Source organism: Lonsdalea quercina subsp. quercina, from assembly GCF_000688655.1.
Taxonomy (GTDB): Bacteria; Pseudomonadota; Gammaproteobacteria; order Enterobacterales; family Enterobacteriaceae; genus Lonsdalea; species Lonsdalea quercina.
On the sequence record NZ_JIBO01000004.1, the window covers coordinates 323,450 to 338,123 of the forward strand.

Annotated in this window: 14 protein-coding genes; 6 read left to right on the forward strand and 8 right to left on the reverse strand. The window is 55.4% G+C overall.

What is annotated here, in order from left to right; genetic code table 11:
• Positions 1-31: 31 nt before the first annotated feature.
• From tal to hemF, 3 genes are all read right to left on the reverse strand, one after another.
• A complete protein-coding gene (gene tal / locus RZ35_RS04275; protein ID WP_026742190.1) occupies positions 32-982 on the reverse strand; it encodes a transaldolase in 951 nt (316 codons plus the stop codon).
• A gap of 169 nt (positions 983-1,151) precedes the next feature.
• Positions 1,152-1,604, reverse strand: a complete 453-nt coding sequence (locus RZ35_RS04280; RefSeq protein WP_026742191.1) for a YaiI/YqxD family protein — start codon at positions 1,602-1,604, stop codon at positions 1,152-1,154.
• On the reverse strand, positions 1,604-2,539 hold the full coding sequence (gene hemF / locus RZ35_RS04285; protein WP_026742192.1) for an oxygen-dependent coproporphyrinogen oxidase: 936 nt from the start codon (positions 2,537-2,539) through the stop codon (positions 1,604-1,606). The genes RZ35_RS04280 and hemF overlap by 1 nt, the downstream gene beginning before the upstream one ends.
• Positions 2,540-2,708: 169 nt before the next feature.
• Between hemF and RZ35_RS04290 the strand changes: the two genes are divergently transcribed.
• The 4 genes from RZ35_RS04290 (at position 2,709) to cysM (ending at position 5,951) form a co-directional block, all read left to right on the forward strand.
• Positions 2,709-3,134 carry a GNAT family acetyltransferase gene (locus RZ35_RS04290; RefSeq protein ID WP_026742193.1) on the forward strand — a complete coding sequence of 142 codons (426 nt, stop codon included), beginning with the start codon at positions 2,709-2,711 and terminating at the stop codon, positions 3,132-3,134.
• 157 nt (positions 3,135-3,291) lie between these two features.
• On the forward strand, positions 3,292-3,882 hold the full coding sequence (locus tag RZ35_RS04295) for an RpoE-regulated lipoprotein (RefSeq protein WP_099049237.1): 591 nt from the start codon (positions 3,292-3,294) through the stop codon (positions 3,880-3,882).
• A gap of 235 nt (positions 3,883-4,117) precedes the next feature.
• Positions 4,118-5,017, forward strand: a complete 900-nt coding sequence (locus RZ35_RS04300) for a Dyp-type peroxidase (RefSeq protein WP_026742195.1) — start codon at positions 4,118-4,120, stop codon at positions 5,015-5,017.
• 46 nt (positions 5,018-5,063) lie between these two features.
• Complete coding sequence (gene cysM / locus RZ35_RS04305; protein WP_026742196.1) at positions 5,064-5,951, forward strand: cysteine synthase CysM; 888 nt, start codon at positions 5,064-5,066, stop codon at positions 5,949-5,951.
• 18 nt (positions 5,952-5,969) lie between these two features.
• On the opposite strand, the gene RZ35_RS04310 is transcribed toward cysM, so the two are convergent.
• Positions 5,970-7,946: a MacB family efflux pump subunit gene (locus tag RZ35_RS04310; RefSeq protein ID WP_026742197.1), complete on the reverse strand. Its 1,977-nt coding sequence runs from the start codon at positions 7,944-7,946 to the stop codon at positions 5,970-5,972.
• 3 nt (positions 7,947-7,949) lie between these two features.
• Positions 7,950-9,152, reverse strand: a complete 1,203-nt coding sequence (locus tag RZ35_RS04315; RefSeq protein WP_026742198.1) for an efflux RND transporter periplasmic adaptor subunit — start codon at positions 9,150-9,152, stop codon at positions 7,950-7,952.
• A gap of 184 nt (positions 9,153-9,336) precedes the next feature.
• On the opposite strand from RZ35_RS04315, the gene RZ35_RS04320 reads away from it, so the two are divergent.
• On the forward strand, positions 9,337-10,017 hold the full coding sequence (locus RZ35_RS04320; RefSeq protein ID WP_026742199.1) for a response regulator transcription factor: 681 nt from the start codon (positions 9,337-9,339) through the stop codon (positions 10,015-10,017).
• Entirely contained in the window at positions 10,017-11,381 is a 1,365-nt protein-coding gene (locus tag RZ35_RS04325; RefSeq protein ID WP_200873743.1) for a sensor histidine kinase, read from the forward strand. The genes RZ35_RS04320 and RZ35_RS04325 overlap by 1 nt, the downstream gene beginning before the upstream one ends.
• A gap of 339 nt (positions 11,382-11,720) precedes the next feature.
• Here the strand turns inward: RZ35_RS04325 and crr are convergent, their stop codons facing one another.
• Genes crr through ptsH form a run of 3 tightly spaced genes read right to left on the reverse strand, consistent with a single transcriptional unit; the run spans position 11,721 to position 14,304 of the window.
• On the reverse strand, positions 11,721-12,230 hold the full coding sequence (gene crr / locus RZ35_RS04330) for a PTS glucose transporter subunit IIA (protein ID WP_026738656.1): 510 nt from the start codon (positions 12,228-12,230) through the stop codon (positions 11,721-11,723).
• 40 nt (positions 12,231-12,270) lie between these two features.
• Positions 12,271-13,998 carry a phosphoenolpyruvate-protein phosphotransferase PtsI gene (gene ptsI / locus RZ35_RS04335; RefSeq protein ID WP_026738657.1) on the reverse strand — a complete coding sequence of 576 codons (1,728 nt, stop codon included), beginning with the start codon at positions 13,996-13,998 and terminating at the stop codon, positions 12,271-12,273.
• 48 nt (positions 13,999-14,046) lie between these two features.
• Positions 14,047-14,304, reverse strand: coding sequence for a phosphocarrier protein Hpr (ptsH, locus tag RZ35_RS04340; RefSeq protein WP_026738658.1), 258 nt, complete (start codon positions 14,302-14,304; stop codon positions 14,047-14,049).
• Positions 14,305-14,674 lie beyond the last annotated feature (370 nt).

Here is a 14,674-nt window from a genome sequence, read left to right on the forward strand (position 1 = left end):
TGAAGTTCGCCCCGCGACCTCTCTTTTCCTGTTACAGCTGTGCGGCCAGCAGGTCTTCAAGCTTCTGTTGATCGGCGGCGAAGAGACGTATCCCTTCCGCCAGTTTCTCTACCGCCATAGCGTCCTGATTGTGCAGCCAGCGGAATTCGGCTTCGGAAAGCGGCGAGGCCTGGTAGAGCCCTTCCGTTGCCGGACTGAGTTTGCGCTCTACCGGCGCGTCGCTGTTTTTCAGCTGCTCCAGCAGATGCGGAGAGATGGTCAGGCGGTCGCAGCCAGCCAGCGCAAGCACCTGTTCGACCTTGCGGAAGCTGGCACCCATGATGACGGTCTCGTAGCGATGCTGCTTGTAGTAGTCATAGATGCGTTTGACGGACTGTACGCCGGGATCCTGCTCCGCTGAATAGTCCGCATTAGGTTCCCGAGCCTGATACCAGTCGTAGATGCGGCCGACGAACGGTGAGATCAGATACACGCCCGCTTCCGCACAGGCCCGTGCCTGCGCAAATGAGAACAGCAGCGTCAGGTTGCAGTTGATCCCTTCCTTTTCCAGCGCTTCGGCGGCCTGAATGCCTTCCCAGGTTGCCGCCAGCTTGATCAGAATACGTGAGCGGGGAATGTCCTTGCGTTCATACAGCCCGATCAGCTTGCGGGCCTTGGTGACGCACATACCCCGGTCGAATGACAGGCGCGCGTCCACTTCGGTGGAGATCCGCCCCGGTATGCTTTTTAGCACTTCGGCGCCAATGTTGACGGCCAACTGGTCGCTGGCGTTAATCAGCTGTGTTTCGCGCGATCCGCCCTGCTGGCGGGCATAGTCCAGCGCGTCGGTAAACAGCGACTGATAGGAGGGCAGGCTGGCGGCTTTCAAGATCAGCGAAGGATTGGTCGTGGCATCCTGCGGCGCGAAATGCCGGATTGAGTCGATATCGCCGCTGTCAGCCACCACGACGGTGAACTGTTTAAGGGCATCGAGTTGGTTCATGCATGACTCCTGGGATAAGAACGGATCGACGAAAACTCAGGGTAGTAATGACATACCCTGCATCAGTACCGGACAGAATGACATGCGGTTTTTCTGATTACTGTGATGGAGTAAGACAATATGGCAATGGATTTCCCCGATCGAAGGGATGCGATCGGGGAAAGAGCGATTAGCGGGACTGTCGTTGCAGCCACTGATCCAACTGATTGGCGAACTGCTGGCGGTCGCGCTGGCTCAATGCGTTGGGGCCGCCGGTCTGAATGCCGCTGGAACGCAAGGTATCCATAAAGTCGCGCAGCGTGAGTCGCTCACGGATAGTGTCTGGGGTGTAGCGCTCTCCGCGAGGGTTTAGCGCCTCGCCCTGTTTTTCCAGCACTTCGGACGCCAGCGGGATATCGCTGGTGATCACCAAATCGCCGGGCGTAACGCGGCGGACGATTTCGTTATCCGCGACGTCAAAGCCTGCCGCGACGCGCAGCGTGCGCAGATAGGGGGAGGTCGGCNCTTTCAGCGGCTGATTCGCGACGAAGGTGACGGTGGTCGCCGTGCGTTCTGCCGCACGATACAGGACTTCCTTGATCACGACCGGACACGCGTCGGCATCGACCCAGATGACGGCCATCAGCGATCCCCCTCGTTCTCTTTGAGCGCCAGCCAGTCGCGCGGCGGCAAAAAGTCCCGATACAGTGCAGCTTCCGGGCTATCCGACGTCGGGGCGTACTGATATTCCCAGCGTACCAACGGCGGCATCGACATCAGAATGGATTCTGTCCNCCCGCCGCTCTGTAGGCCGAATAGCGTGCCTCGGTCCCACACCAGGTTGAACTCCACATAGCGCCCGCGACGATAAAGCTGGAATTCGCGCTCCCGTTCGCCCCAGGGCAGATCTTTACGGCGTTGGACAATCGGCAAGTAAGCCTCTGCAAACCCTCTGCCGACGGCCTGCATAAATGCGAAGCTGGTGGCGAAATTCGGCGTATTCAGGTCGTCGAAGAACAGGCCGCCAATGCCTCGTGCTTCGTTGCGATGTTTCAGGAAGAAGTACTCGTCGCACCAGGCTTTGTAGCGCGGGTAGATGTCTTCGCCGAAGGGCTGACAGAGGTCATGCGCCGTCTGATGCCAATGAACCGCATCTTCTTCAAAGCCGTAGAACGGCGTCAGGTCGAAGCCGCCGCCGAACCACCACACCGGCGTCTCGCCCTCTTTTTCGGCAATAAAGAAGCGCACGTTGGCATGGCTGGTGGGCACGTACGGATTGAGCGGATGGATGACCAGTGAGACGCCCATGGCCTGAAAACTTCGTCCGGCCAGCTCCGGCCGATGAATGCTGGCGGAAGGCGGCAAAGACGCGCCTGAAACGTGGGAAAAGTTGACCCCAGCTTGCTCGAAGACCTGTCCCTGGCGCAGGACCCGGCTTCGTCCGCCGCCGCCGGTTGCGTATTCCCAGGCGTCCTCCCTGAAGGTTTCGGCACCGTCCATCTGTTCCAGCTGTTGGCAGAGGGTGTCCTGCAACGAGAGCAGAAAACGTTTAATCGCGTCGATATCGGGAGAACTCATCGTGATCCTTTTGGCATCTGTGGCAAAGCCGTCAGTATAACGAGATTTCCGCGTCGATAAATGCCGTCGTGGCGATGAGGCGACAACCGCAATTTACGGTTGCGTCTGACGGGAATCACGCGATAATCAGAACTTACCTCATTTACTTGTCGATAATGGGTCGTGACCGATGGACATCCGCATATTCAGTCAAGATGACTTTGAAGAAGTGATCACTCTTTGGGATCGTTGTGATCTCCTGCGTCCGTGGAACGATCCGGAGATGGATATCGAACGTAAGATGAATCACGATCCCGATCTGTTTCTTGTGGCGGAAGNCAGCGGAGAGATCGTCGGCTCCGTGATGGGCGGTTATGACGGTCATCGTGGTTCGGCCTACTATCTGGGCGTTCATCCTGACTTCCGCGGGCGCGGCATCGCCAATGCGCTGGTCAGCCGGCTGGAAAAGAAATTGATTGCGCGCGGCTGTCCAAAAATCAATCTGATGGTCCGCGAAGATAACGATGCGGTGATCGGCATGTACGAGAAGCTGGATTATCAAACCGCAGACTGCATTACGCTGGGCAAACGCCTGATAGAAGATCAGGAGTATTAACCCCGGGATGATGTGTTGGCGCGGCATGCTATCTCCCACGGATTCGGTCTGACGGCCGCATTCCCCCGCAACGATTTTTACGGCACTTTCTGCTCACAGAAGACTCCAATAGCCATCTGCATGCAGGCAGGTGCCGTTTTTTGTTAAGGAGTTGGTTGTGATAACTNTTCGACCGCTATATTTGGCTCTTCCGCTGCTGCTGACCGGCTGCGGCACGCTTTCCCATTTTTCCTTGTCCAGCCTGTCGCCAATGAACTGGTTCGGCTCTTCGTTGACAGTCTCAGAGACGGGCGTCGGCGGTATCACCGCGGGAACGTCGATGTCTGAAGCCGAGCTTGATCGCGCCTTGGACGGAAATTACCGGCTGCGCGGCGGAATGGCGATGCATAACGGTAAGCTAATGGCGTTCTATGAAGGGTTGAAGGACGACCAGGTGAAAGTGACGATCAACGGTGAGCCGAAGCGTCACGTCAGTCAGGTGGATGTCATGGACGCGTCGGCCGCCAGCGTCTGGGGCGTTAAAATCGGTGACGAATTCAGCTCGCTCTATAGCAAGGCGTTTGAGGCTTGCCAACTGGGACAGGGCGACAGCGCTCGCGACGTGGAATGTGTCGCGCCGCAGAGCAAGCATGTGAGCTATCTGTTTACCGGTCGCTGGAGCGGTCCGGACGGGCTCATGCCGCCTGACGATATCTTGCAGCGCTGGAAAGTCAGCAAAATCATCTGGCACGCCCAGCCGCGCAGCTGATTCCCGCATCCGGCATGGGCGCTGCCGCCCATGCTTTTTCTGATTTTTTCAATCTATTCGCCGGTTATTTCCCGCATGACCTTTCTCTCTTTCTCTCAGCCGCGTTGCGGCCTGGGAAACATTTTGCGTTGAAGCAAAGCAAAATGAGTATTGCATCCGGTATCATAAGCGCGCTGGGTATTTTCGGAGCAAGATCGACAATACAACATACTGAATAATTAGAGGAATGAGAGAGATGACACCCATTCAAAGCGGTATTTTGCTGGAGCATCGCCGTTTTGCCATTTATATGGAAGCCAGAGTTCAGGGAGAATTTGATGCCATCCGGCAGGGATGCAAGAAATTTTGTCAGTCTCTGAATGAGTTACAGCAGCAGTTTCCAGAGGCCGGTCTGGGCGCGACGCTCGCCTTTGGTCACGATGTATGGCGCGAGCTGGATTGTGACGGCAGCGCCGCCGAACTGAAGCCGTTTACGCCGCTCGGGAAAGGACTGGCGCCGGCGACGCAGCGAGATATGTTGATCCATATCCAGTCNCTACGTCATGACGTGAACTTCAGCTTGGCTCAGGCGGCGATAGCCGCCTTCGGCAGCGCCATTCACGTCGAAGAAGAAACTCATGGCTTCCGCGGGGTGGAAGACCGAGACCTAAGCGGTTTTGTCGACGGCACCGAAAATCCACAAGGCGAAGATCGCCAACGTGTCGCCATTATACCCGACGGACAGCCGGGCGCGGGCGGCAGCTACGTTTTTGTACAGCGCTGGGAGCATAACCTGCGTCAGCTACAGCGTATGAGTACGGAAAAACAGGAACAGATGATCGGTCGCACCAAGCAAGAGAACGAAGAGCTGCCGTCCGATCGGCGTCCGGAGACCTCCCACCTTAGCCGTGTCGATCTCAAAGAAGACGGCAAAGGTCTGAAAATTTTGCGCCAAAGCCTGCCTTATGGCACCGCCAGCGGTAAAAAAGGACTCTATTTCATGGCCTACTGCTCTCGCCTGCATAATATCGAACAGCAGTTGCTAAGTATGTTCGGCGACCGGGACGGAAAGCGGGACGAGATGTTGCGCTTTACCCGCGCNGTGAGCGGGAGCTACTATTTCGCTCCGTCGCTGACGTGGTTACAGGCGTTGTAACTGCCGAAACGAGACGATCCTGACAGAGAGGAGGCAGGCAGAGGACGTGAAGACAGACGCGCTTGAACACTGCATCGGCAATACGCCGCTGGTCAAATTACAGCGATTGGCTCGCCACACGGATAGCGAGATCTGGGTCAAGCTGGAAGGGCAAAACCCGGCGGGGTCAATCAAGGATCGCGCCGCTTACGGCATGATCTGTCGGGCGGAGCTGCGGGGGATGATCTCCCCCGGCGACACGCTGATCGAAGCAACCAGCGGCAACACCGGCATCGCGTTGGCGATGGTTGCGGCGTTGAAGGGGTACCGCCTGCGGTTGCTGATGCCGGAGAACATGAGTCTGGAACGTCAGGCCGCTATGCGCGCATACGGTGCCGAACTGCAGCTGGTGAGCGCGGAAAAGGGAATGGAAGGCGCGCGGGACATGGCGCGCCGCATGGCGCAAGCGGGCGTGGGTTACGTGCTTGACCAGTTCAACAACCCGGACAATGCTCACGCCCATTTCGTCGGCACCGGCCCGGAAATCTGGCGTCAAACGGCGGGTCGCCTGACCCACTTCGTTTCCTGTATGGGCACGACGGGGACAATCACGGGCGTTAGCCGTTATCTGAAAAGTCAGCGTGACGCGATTTGCACCGTCGGACTGCAACCGCAGGCCGGCAGTCAGATCCCGGGGATTCGACGTTGGTCGCCCGGCTATCTGCCGGGGATTTACGAGCCGACGCTGGTCGACCGCGTTCTGGATGTTTCTCAGGAGGAGGCCGAGTCCACCACGCGCTCGCTGGCGCAGCAGGAAGGTCTGTTGTGCGGCGTGAGTTCAGGCGGTGCCGTGGCGGGCGCCCTGAAGATCGCCGCCGCTGAGCCGGGAAGCCATATCGTCGCGATTGTGTGCGATCGCGGCGATCGTTATCTCTCGACCGGCGTCTTTAACTGACCGCCGTGTCACCTTGGACTATTCCCTTTCCAATGCGTAGATAGGCTGCATGTTGGCGGCGCGTCGGGCGGGGAAGAAGCCGAAAATGACGCCGATCAGGCTGGAACAAACGAAAGCCGCGACGATAGAGGCGGGGGAATACACGAGAGAGAAGCTGCTGACCAGCAGGCCGAATACCCAGCCGCCCAGCATCGAGACCGCGACGCCCAGCAGCCCGCCGCACAGGCAGACCAGCACCGCTTCAATCAGGAATTGCTGCATAATATCGCTGGTACGCCCCCCCACCGCCATCCGTACGCCGATTTCACGCGTTCGCTCCGTGACTGAAACCAGCATGATATTCATCACGCCAATCCCGCCGACAATCAGTGAAATCACCGCAATCAGCGATACCAGCAGCGTCAGGGTAGCGCTGGTTTGCTGGATGGTTTGCCGGATGCTGTCGGTGTTCATCACGAAGAAGTCTTTATTGCCGTGCTGGCGCGTCAGGACTTCCGTGATGCCTTGCTCCGCCACGCTCAGATCGATATTGTCTTTGACGCGAACCGTGATGCTGCGCAGATAGGACTGTCCGACCAATCGCCACATCGCGGTCGTGTAAGGGACCCAGACATTCAGGTTTTCATCACTTCCGAAGCCACTCTGCTGGCGGGTCGCTACGCCAATAATCCGGCAGGGCAACGTGCCGAGCAGAATGACCTGTCCCAGTGGATTTTCCCCATGAGCGAACAGCTTATCGCGCGTGTTCTGGTCGATAACCACTTCTTGCGCCAGTGTGTCGATACTGCGGGAGGGGAAGGATACCCCTTCCGAGAGGGTATAGCCGCGCACGGTGAAAAACTGTTCGCCGACGCCGTTCACGGTGGAGGAGACCGACACGTTGCGATAGCGCAGCGTTACGCTGGAGGAAAGCAGGGGAGTGATGCTGTGGACGTAAGGCTGTTCCGACAGCGGTTTGATGTCGCTGGCCCTCAGCGTTTGGATCGCGCCTGACCGCATATCGCCAAAGTCTTTGCCGGGAAAAATTTCCAGCGTGCTGGTCCCCATCGCGTTGATGCTATCCAGCACCTGCTGCTGAGTGCCTTTACCCAGCGCCACGACCGACACCACCGACGCGATGCCGATGATGATGCCCAGCATGGTCAGAAAGGTACGCATTCTCTGTGCGTTCATTGCACGCAGCGCCATTTTGAACGCGTTGATAAAGCGATCACACCACTGGGACATCGTGGGTCTGGCGGACAGAACGGCGCCTTGGGCGCCGGTCACCGCCGGGCGTGAGGACGGGGAGGGATCGCTTCGTGGTGCCTCGTGTTGATGGTCGCCGATGATTTCACCGTCACGGATTTCGATAATGCGCTCCGCCTGCCGAGCCACCTGCATATCGTGTGTGACGATGATGATGGTCTGCCCCTGCCGGTGCAGCTCCTTCAGGATCGCCAGCACTTCATTTCCACTGGCGCTATCGAGCGCGCCGGTCGGTTCGTCCGCCAGAATGACGTTGCCGCCGTTCATCAGGGCGCGGGCAATGCTGACACGCTGCTGCTGGCCGCCGGAAAGCTGGTTAGGCGAGTAGTTTAGACGTTCTTCCAGCCCCAGCCGGGTCAACAGCGCGAGCGAACGTTGCTGGCGTTCATGGCGTGCTTTACCGGCATAGATGGCCGGGATCTCCACGTTGTCTTGTACCGTCAGGTCGCCCAGCAGATGATAACGCTGAAAAATAAAGCCGAAGNGTTCCCGCCGCAGCGCGGCCAGACTGTCGTTATCCAGCGCCAGCGTGGACGTTCCCGCCACGAGGTAGTCGCCCTCACTGGGTTTGTCCAGACAGCCCAGGATGTTCATCAGGGTGGATTTTCCCGAGCCTGACGCCCCGACGATGGCGACCATCTCACCCGATTGGATCGTCAGATTAATGTCTTTCAGGACGTCGACGGTCTTCTCTCCGTTGGCGAAACGGCGAAAGACATGGCGCAGGTGCAACAACGGTGTCGTCATGGCTCAGAACCCCATCGGCGGCCTGCCCGGACGGCTGCCGGTCGTGCCGCCCTGTTGGCTGACAATCACCTGTTCGCCGGCGTTGACGCCGGAGGTGAGCTGGACGAAGACGTTGTCGCTGATGCCTGTCGTCACCGCCCGTGATTGGATGTCTCCCTTTGCGCCGACCACCTGTACGGATGTCTTCCCGTTGTCGTTATGCAGCGCGGTCATCGGGACAACCAGCGCGTTCTTGACGGTATCCAGCAGGATGTAGACCTGTGCCGTCATCGAGATTCGCAGGATCTCTTCGGGGTTGTCGACATCGAACAGGCCGTTGTAGTACACCGCCGTGGTGGATGAAGTCGAGCTGCTACTGCTGCTGGCGCTACTGCTGCCGGTAGATGTGGTATCGGAACTCAGCGATTCTGGCGCTGGTTCGATGGCGCGTAGCGTAGCCTGATAGCGTTTATCCGGATCGCCGAGAATGGTGAACCAGACCGACATGCCGGGCTTGACTTTGATGACATCCGCCTCCGAGATCTGAGCTTCGATCGTCATGGTCTTGAGGTTCGCGACTTTTGTAATGGTGGGCGTGCTCTGCGCGGCATTCACCGTTTGTCCCTCTTCGACCGGAATGGCGACGATGGTGCCGTCAATGGGAGAGAGGATGCGGGTATAGCCTAAATTGACCTGCGCCGTGCTCACGGCGATTTGAGCCTGGATGATTTGCGCGTCCAGCGCGTTAATCTCGGCCTGTGTCGCATCTAGCGTCGCCTTGGCGCTGTCGTAATCCGATTGAGCGCCGACGCCTTTTTGCATCAACATTTTCTGGCGCTGCCAGCTAATCTGATTATTTTTCAGTACTGCGAGCTTGGCCGCGCGCTGTGCCTGCACGTTTTTCAGCGCAGCCTGGCTATCTTTGAACGCGTTCTGCTGAGTCAGGTCGTCGATTTCGGCCAGCAACTGGCCTTTGGTGACCTTGTCGCCCAATGAAATCGGCAGTGTCTTAATTTGCCCCGAGGCTTGCGCCCCCACGCTGACCAGCTTTTGTGCTTCTATGGTGCCGTCGGCCAGCACGGTTTTTTCCAGATCCCGAATGGCGACGGGGGTAGTAATATAGTTAACTTTGCTTTCTGGACGCAGTAAATAAAGCGAGAGCAGGGCAAGAAGAATAGTGAACAATATAATTAAAATTAAGCGGATGGGCCGTAAACGGAATTTCATCAAAACTTCAGTGTCCTTAGTAAGGCCGAAGACATAAAGCATAGTAAAGACACCAATTTACTCTATTTATCGCAAGCGCCACGTCATAATTGTCTAAATAAAAAGTAAGTAATCTGTAAATACAGCTGCGTAAGATACTGGCACAATTGAGAATAGGTTTCATACGAACATACGGGAACAAATGATGAAAATTTTACTGGTAGATGATGATGCAGAGCTGGGAAGTATGCTGTGCGAATACCTGACGGCCGAAGGGTTCAACGCCGAGCAGGTGCTGACCGGTCAAGAGGGTGTTGACGGGGCTATGTCCAATCAGTACACCGCCATGATTCTGGACATCATGCTGCCGGACATGAGTGGAATCGATGTGTTACGTCAGGTCAGGCGGAGTCAACAGTTGCCGATTATCATGCTGACGGCGAAAGGCGACAACATCGATCGCGTTATCGGNCTGGAGATGGGCGCGGATGATTATGTTCCTAAACCTTGCTACCCACGGGAATTGGTAGCGCGACTGCGGGCGGTGTTGCGTCGTTATGAAGATAAACCGGAAAAGACCAGTGAAACGGGGACGGTCACGTATGGCGAGCTGATGCTGAATACCTCTACTCGCAACAGCGAATGGCGCGGTGAGTCGTTCGATCTTACGGCTTCCGAGTTTAATCTGCTGGAGCTGTTGATGCGCTCACCTGATAGGGTGGTGACGAAAGATGAGTTGTCGGAGAAATGCCTAGGGCGCCGGCGCGAAGCGTACGATCGCAGCGTAGACGTTCACATCAGCAATATTCGACAGAAACTCAGCGCGTTGGAAGGTAGCACGTTAACCATTGAGACAGTGCGTAGCGTCGGCTACCGGATCCGATAATGATGCAGGGAAGACTTTTCTGGAAGATCCTGATCGGTCTGTGGCTAACGCTGATCGTGATTTCGCAACTGCTGTGGGTAGGCATTTCTTTTTATGGCGATCGCGATGTTCCTCCTGAAATAAGACTGGGGCGGCACGTCATCTCGTTACAGATGACGCTGGCATCTCAGGCTTTGCAGCGCGGTGGGATCGCTGCGCTGGATGAGGAGATGTCGAGCTGGCCTGAAAGTGAACGGCACTATCTTACGGTCTCCACGCAGAATACGTCGGATACCGTACAGCCGCAGGATGACAATGGTGAGCCTCTGCTGCCTGACGATATGGTTGAAGGCAATAACCCTGCCAGGCCCTTACAGCGGGTCACCGGTCCAGATCACCAGCATTATCTTCTGCGCTTCGATATGGATAAGCTGAGACAAGAGTTCCGTTTTGGGCCTCCTGCATTGCAGCGATTTTTGCATATTCCCGGTCCTATCCTGTGGATTGGTGCTATCAGCGGGTTGCTGTTTAGCGCGATGATGGCCTGGAATCTTGCCCGGCCCCTTAACCAGCTGCGAGCGGGATTTGGTCAGGTCGCGCAAGGCAATCTTTCCGTGCGGCTGCCGCCGGCGATGCGNCGCCGGCATGATGAGATCAGCGATGTGGCGCGAGACTTCGATTCGATGGTGGAGCGTCTGGACGTGCTGGNCAGTGCGCGGGAGGAACTGCTTCACGATGTTTCTCATGAGTTGCGATCGCCGTTGGCGCGTCTGCAATTGGCTATAGGGCTGGCTCGGCAAAACGACAGTAATGTGGAAAGCTGCTTACAGCGTATCGAGCGCGAGGCGGAGCGGATGGACAAGATGATAGGCGAGCTGCTGACCTTGTCTCGCACCGATAACGCGGAGATTAACCAGGAAATTAACGAGGAGTATTTCGACCTGCTGGGGCTGGTAAACGCGGTGGTGAATGATGCCAGGTACGAAGCGCAAATACCGGGTGTTGAGATCAACCTCAATGCCGGTGACTACGAGGACTACACCCTCAAGGGCGTATCGGAGCTGATGCGTCGCGCGCTGGATAACATTATCAGAAATGCGCTCCGCTTTTCTTCTATGGGAGAGGAGGTCACAGTGACCTTGAGGAAAAGCGAACGCGAGTGGATTATCGATGTCGCTGATAGTGGTCCCGGAGTCGAAAAGGGTAAACTTTCCAGCATCTTCGATCCGTTTATACGCATAGATTCTCCCCAGTCTGGCAAAGGTTATGGGCTGGGACTGGCCATTGCCCGTAAAGCCGTGCTGGCTCACGGCGGGCGTATTGAAGCGATGAATCGGGAGCCTAGAGGGTTACTGATTCGCATCAGCCTGCCACGTTGGAAATAGGGGCGTCCTGCCTATTTCCGCGGCATTTCGCCGCTGTTATGGCCATCGGCCCTCCGCTCTCTGTGGGGGCCGATCTCCCCGCCATCGCCTCTTTGAAAGGCATATTCTTTGTCTTCCGTTGTGCCCATTCACCCTCATCGACATCACCCCCTTTGCTCTGAACTTGATGCGGTGCGCCAACAGGGCGCCAGATGTCTCGTACAGGCGGAGAAGTCAGGAGATTGGTGCGGAGGCGTGATGGAATATGGATGAGCGAGGTGGGGCGCTGGCGGAGATGATAGAGGACGGGGCAATAAAAAACGGCGCCTAAGCGCCGTTGATGTACAAACCAAGCCGTTGTTATTTTTTGATGCGAATAACCGGCGTTTCGCCGACGACAACAGAACCACTCAGTTTGGTCAGCTCTTTGATTTCATCCATATTGGAGATCACAACGGGCGTCAGTGTAGATTTGGCTTTTTCTTCCAGCAGCGGCAGATCGAATTCGATGATCGTGTCGCCTTTCTTGACGCGTTGACCTTCTTCAGCGATGCGTTTGAANCCTTCGCCTTTCAGTTCAACGGTATCAATACCGAAGTGAACGAACAGCTCGATACCGCTGTCGGATTCGATGGAAAAAGCATGGTTGGTTTCGAAAATTTTACCGATGGTGCCATCTACCGGAGCAACCAGCTTGTTTCCGTTTGGTTTGATAGCAATACCGTCACCGACGATTTTCTCGGCGAAAACAACATCAGGCACATCTTCAATGTTCACGATCTCGCCAGACAACGGGGCGATGATCTCAATGCTGCCGGTATCTTTTTTATCATCAGAAACCAGAGACTTCAGTTTATCGAACAAACCCATGATTCTCTCCTAAGCTTTAATATTGGGCCAGCATGGCGGATCAGCAAAGCGTCTTTTCTTTAATGAACCGGTTTACCAGATTGCTTAACTCTTCCGCTGTCGGTTGGGCTAATGCCTGCTCCGCCAGCGCCTTCGCATCGCCGTAATTGGCATTACGGATGATTTTCTTGATACGAGGGATTGAGATGGCACTCATGCTGAATTCATCCAGACCCATTCCCAATAACAGTAGTGTAGCACGTTCGTCACCGGCGAGCTCTCCACACATCCCTGTCCATTTGCCTTCTGCGTGAGAAGCGTCAATCACTTGCTTGATCAGGGTTAACACTGCTGGGGACATCGGATTGTAGAGATGAGAAATCAGCTCATTACCGCGATCTACAGCCAGAGTATACTGGGTTAAGTCGTTTGTCCCAATACTGAAGAAGTCCACTTCCTTGGCCAGATGATGGGCGATCGTGGCTGCAGCCGGTGTTTCCACCATGACGCCGACCTCGATGGTTTCATCAAAGGCTTTACCTTCTTCTTTCAGCTGCGCTTTCAGCATTTCCAGTTCAGCTTTCAGCGTACGTACTTCCTCGACGGAAATAATCATCGGGAACATGATACGCAGTTTGCCGAAGGCGGAAGCACGCAGGATAGCGCGCAGCTGTGAATGCAGAATTTCTTTACGGTCCAGACAGATACGGATCGCGCGCCAGCCCAGGAACGGGTTGTCTTCTTTCGGCAGGTTCATATACGGCAGATCTTTATCGCCGCCGATGTCCATGGTACGAACGATGACTGCTTGAGCGCCCATCGCTTCCGCAACGGCTTTGTATGCCTGGAACTGTTCTTCTTCAGTGGGCAGCGCATCACGATCCATAAACAGGAATTCGGTACGGTACAGACCAACGCCTTCCGCGCCGTTACGCTCAGCGCCAGCGACGTCGCGCACGGTACCGATGTTGGAGCAGACTTCAACCTGATGTCCATCCAGCGTGACCGCTGGCAGATCTTTCAGTTTAGCCAGCTCTTGTTTTTCGGAGATGAACTGCTGCTGAACTTCTTTTAGCTTATCGATGATGTCCTGGCTCGGATTCTGGTAGATGGTGTTATTCACGCCGTCCAGGATCAGGAAATCACCGGTTTTAACCTGTTGAGTCGCATCTGAGGTACCCACAATAGCCGGCAGTTCCAAAGAACGTGCCATGATGGATGTGTGGGATGTCCGGCCGCCGATATCGGTGATGAAGCCCAGCACTTTTTTCAGATTCAACTGAGCGGTTTCAGACGGGGTCAGGTCGTTAGCAACCAGAATCACCTCATCCTGAATATCGCCCAAATCGACAATATTCATGCCGAGAATGTTTTTCAGCAGGCGCTTGCCGATGTCACGCATGTCGGCAGCGCGCTCCTTCAGGTATTCGTCATCCAGTTCTTCCAATGCTTTGGCCTGGTTTTCAATAACAGAAGAAGCCGCCGCGTCTGCGGATGCGTGGTCATCTTTAATCAGGGATATGATTTCCTGCTCGAACTCTTCATCTTCCAGCAGCATGATGTGGCCTTCGAAAATAGCTTCTTTCTCTGGCCCCAGTGTTTCCGCTGCTTTGTTTTTGATCGCTTCCAACTGCTGTGAGGCTTTCGCCCGGCCAGCCAGAAAACGCTCGACTTCCTGATCGACCTGTTCCGCAGTGATTTTTTTCCGGTTGATGACGATCTCATCGTCTTTCAGTAACAGCGCCTTACCAAAAGCAATCCCGGGTGATACTAATATACCTGAAATCATAACCCTACCTTACTTAATACTGATGTGCACTAAAGAGACCGGCTGCTGTTACTCAAGCTCAGCCATCAGTTTAACCAGATGCTCAACGGCTTTTTGTTCGTCTTCGCCTTCAGCGGAGATCGTGACGACTGTGCCCTGAGTCAAGCCGAGGGTCTGTAATTTGAACAGGCTCTTAGCGCTGGCGCTTTTACCATTGGAGTTGACGGTGATGTCAGAAACGAAGCCTTTGGCTTCTTTAACAAACTGAGCGGCGGGACGGGTATGGAGGCCATTCGGCGCGGTAATAGTTACTTCTTGCTGGAACATTCGGTTTTCCCCAACTTATTGGATTAGATAAATGTTGTGGAACTAAAGTCTAGTTTATCGACTGAACTTTAGCCTGTTTGGTTAACTCCCTGCGCATGTTACAGGGGCAGGCCGGGATGCGGCAAGGAACGCCTAAGCATTACCTTGAATACAATATCAGTAAACCACCCTGAGAGTTCAACCATCGTCACACAGATGAATCAGAATACCGTTCGGAGACTCGATTCGCGTTGCGCTCAATCATAAAATTTTCAGAGGGTGGAGACAGATATTAATTTCACGCATCAAAATAATTGTCCGGTTAAATACTAAACCTGGGCTGGAAATGCAATCCACCACACTTGCAAACTTTGACATGGCCCACAAAAAA

What these genes read in the sequence shown, in the direction of transcription:
- tal (WP_026742190.1), bottom strand. Translation starts at nt 982, where the DNA reads ATGAACCAACTCGATGCCCTTAAACAGTTCACCGTCGTGGTGGCTGAC.
- RZ35_RS04315 (WP_026742198.1), bottom strand. Translation starts at nt 9,152, where the DNA reads ATGAAATTCCGTTTACGGCCCATCCGCTTAATTTTAATTATATTGTTC.
- ptsI (WP_026738657.1), bottom strand. Translation starts at nt 13,998, where the DNA reads ATGATTTCAGGTATATTAGTATCACCCGGGATTGCTTTTGGTAAGGCG.
- ptsH (WP_026738658.1), bottom strand. Translation starts at nt 14,304, where the DNA reads ATGTTCCAGCAAGAAGTAACTATTACCGCGCCGAATGGCCTCCATACC.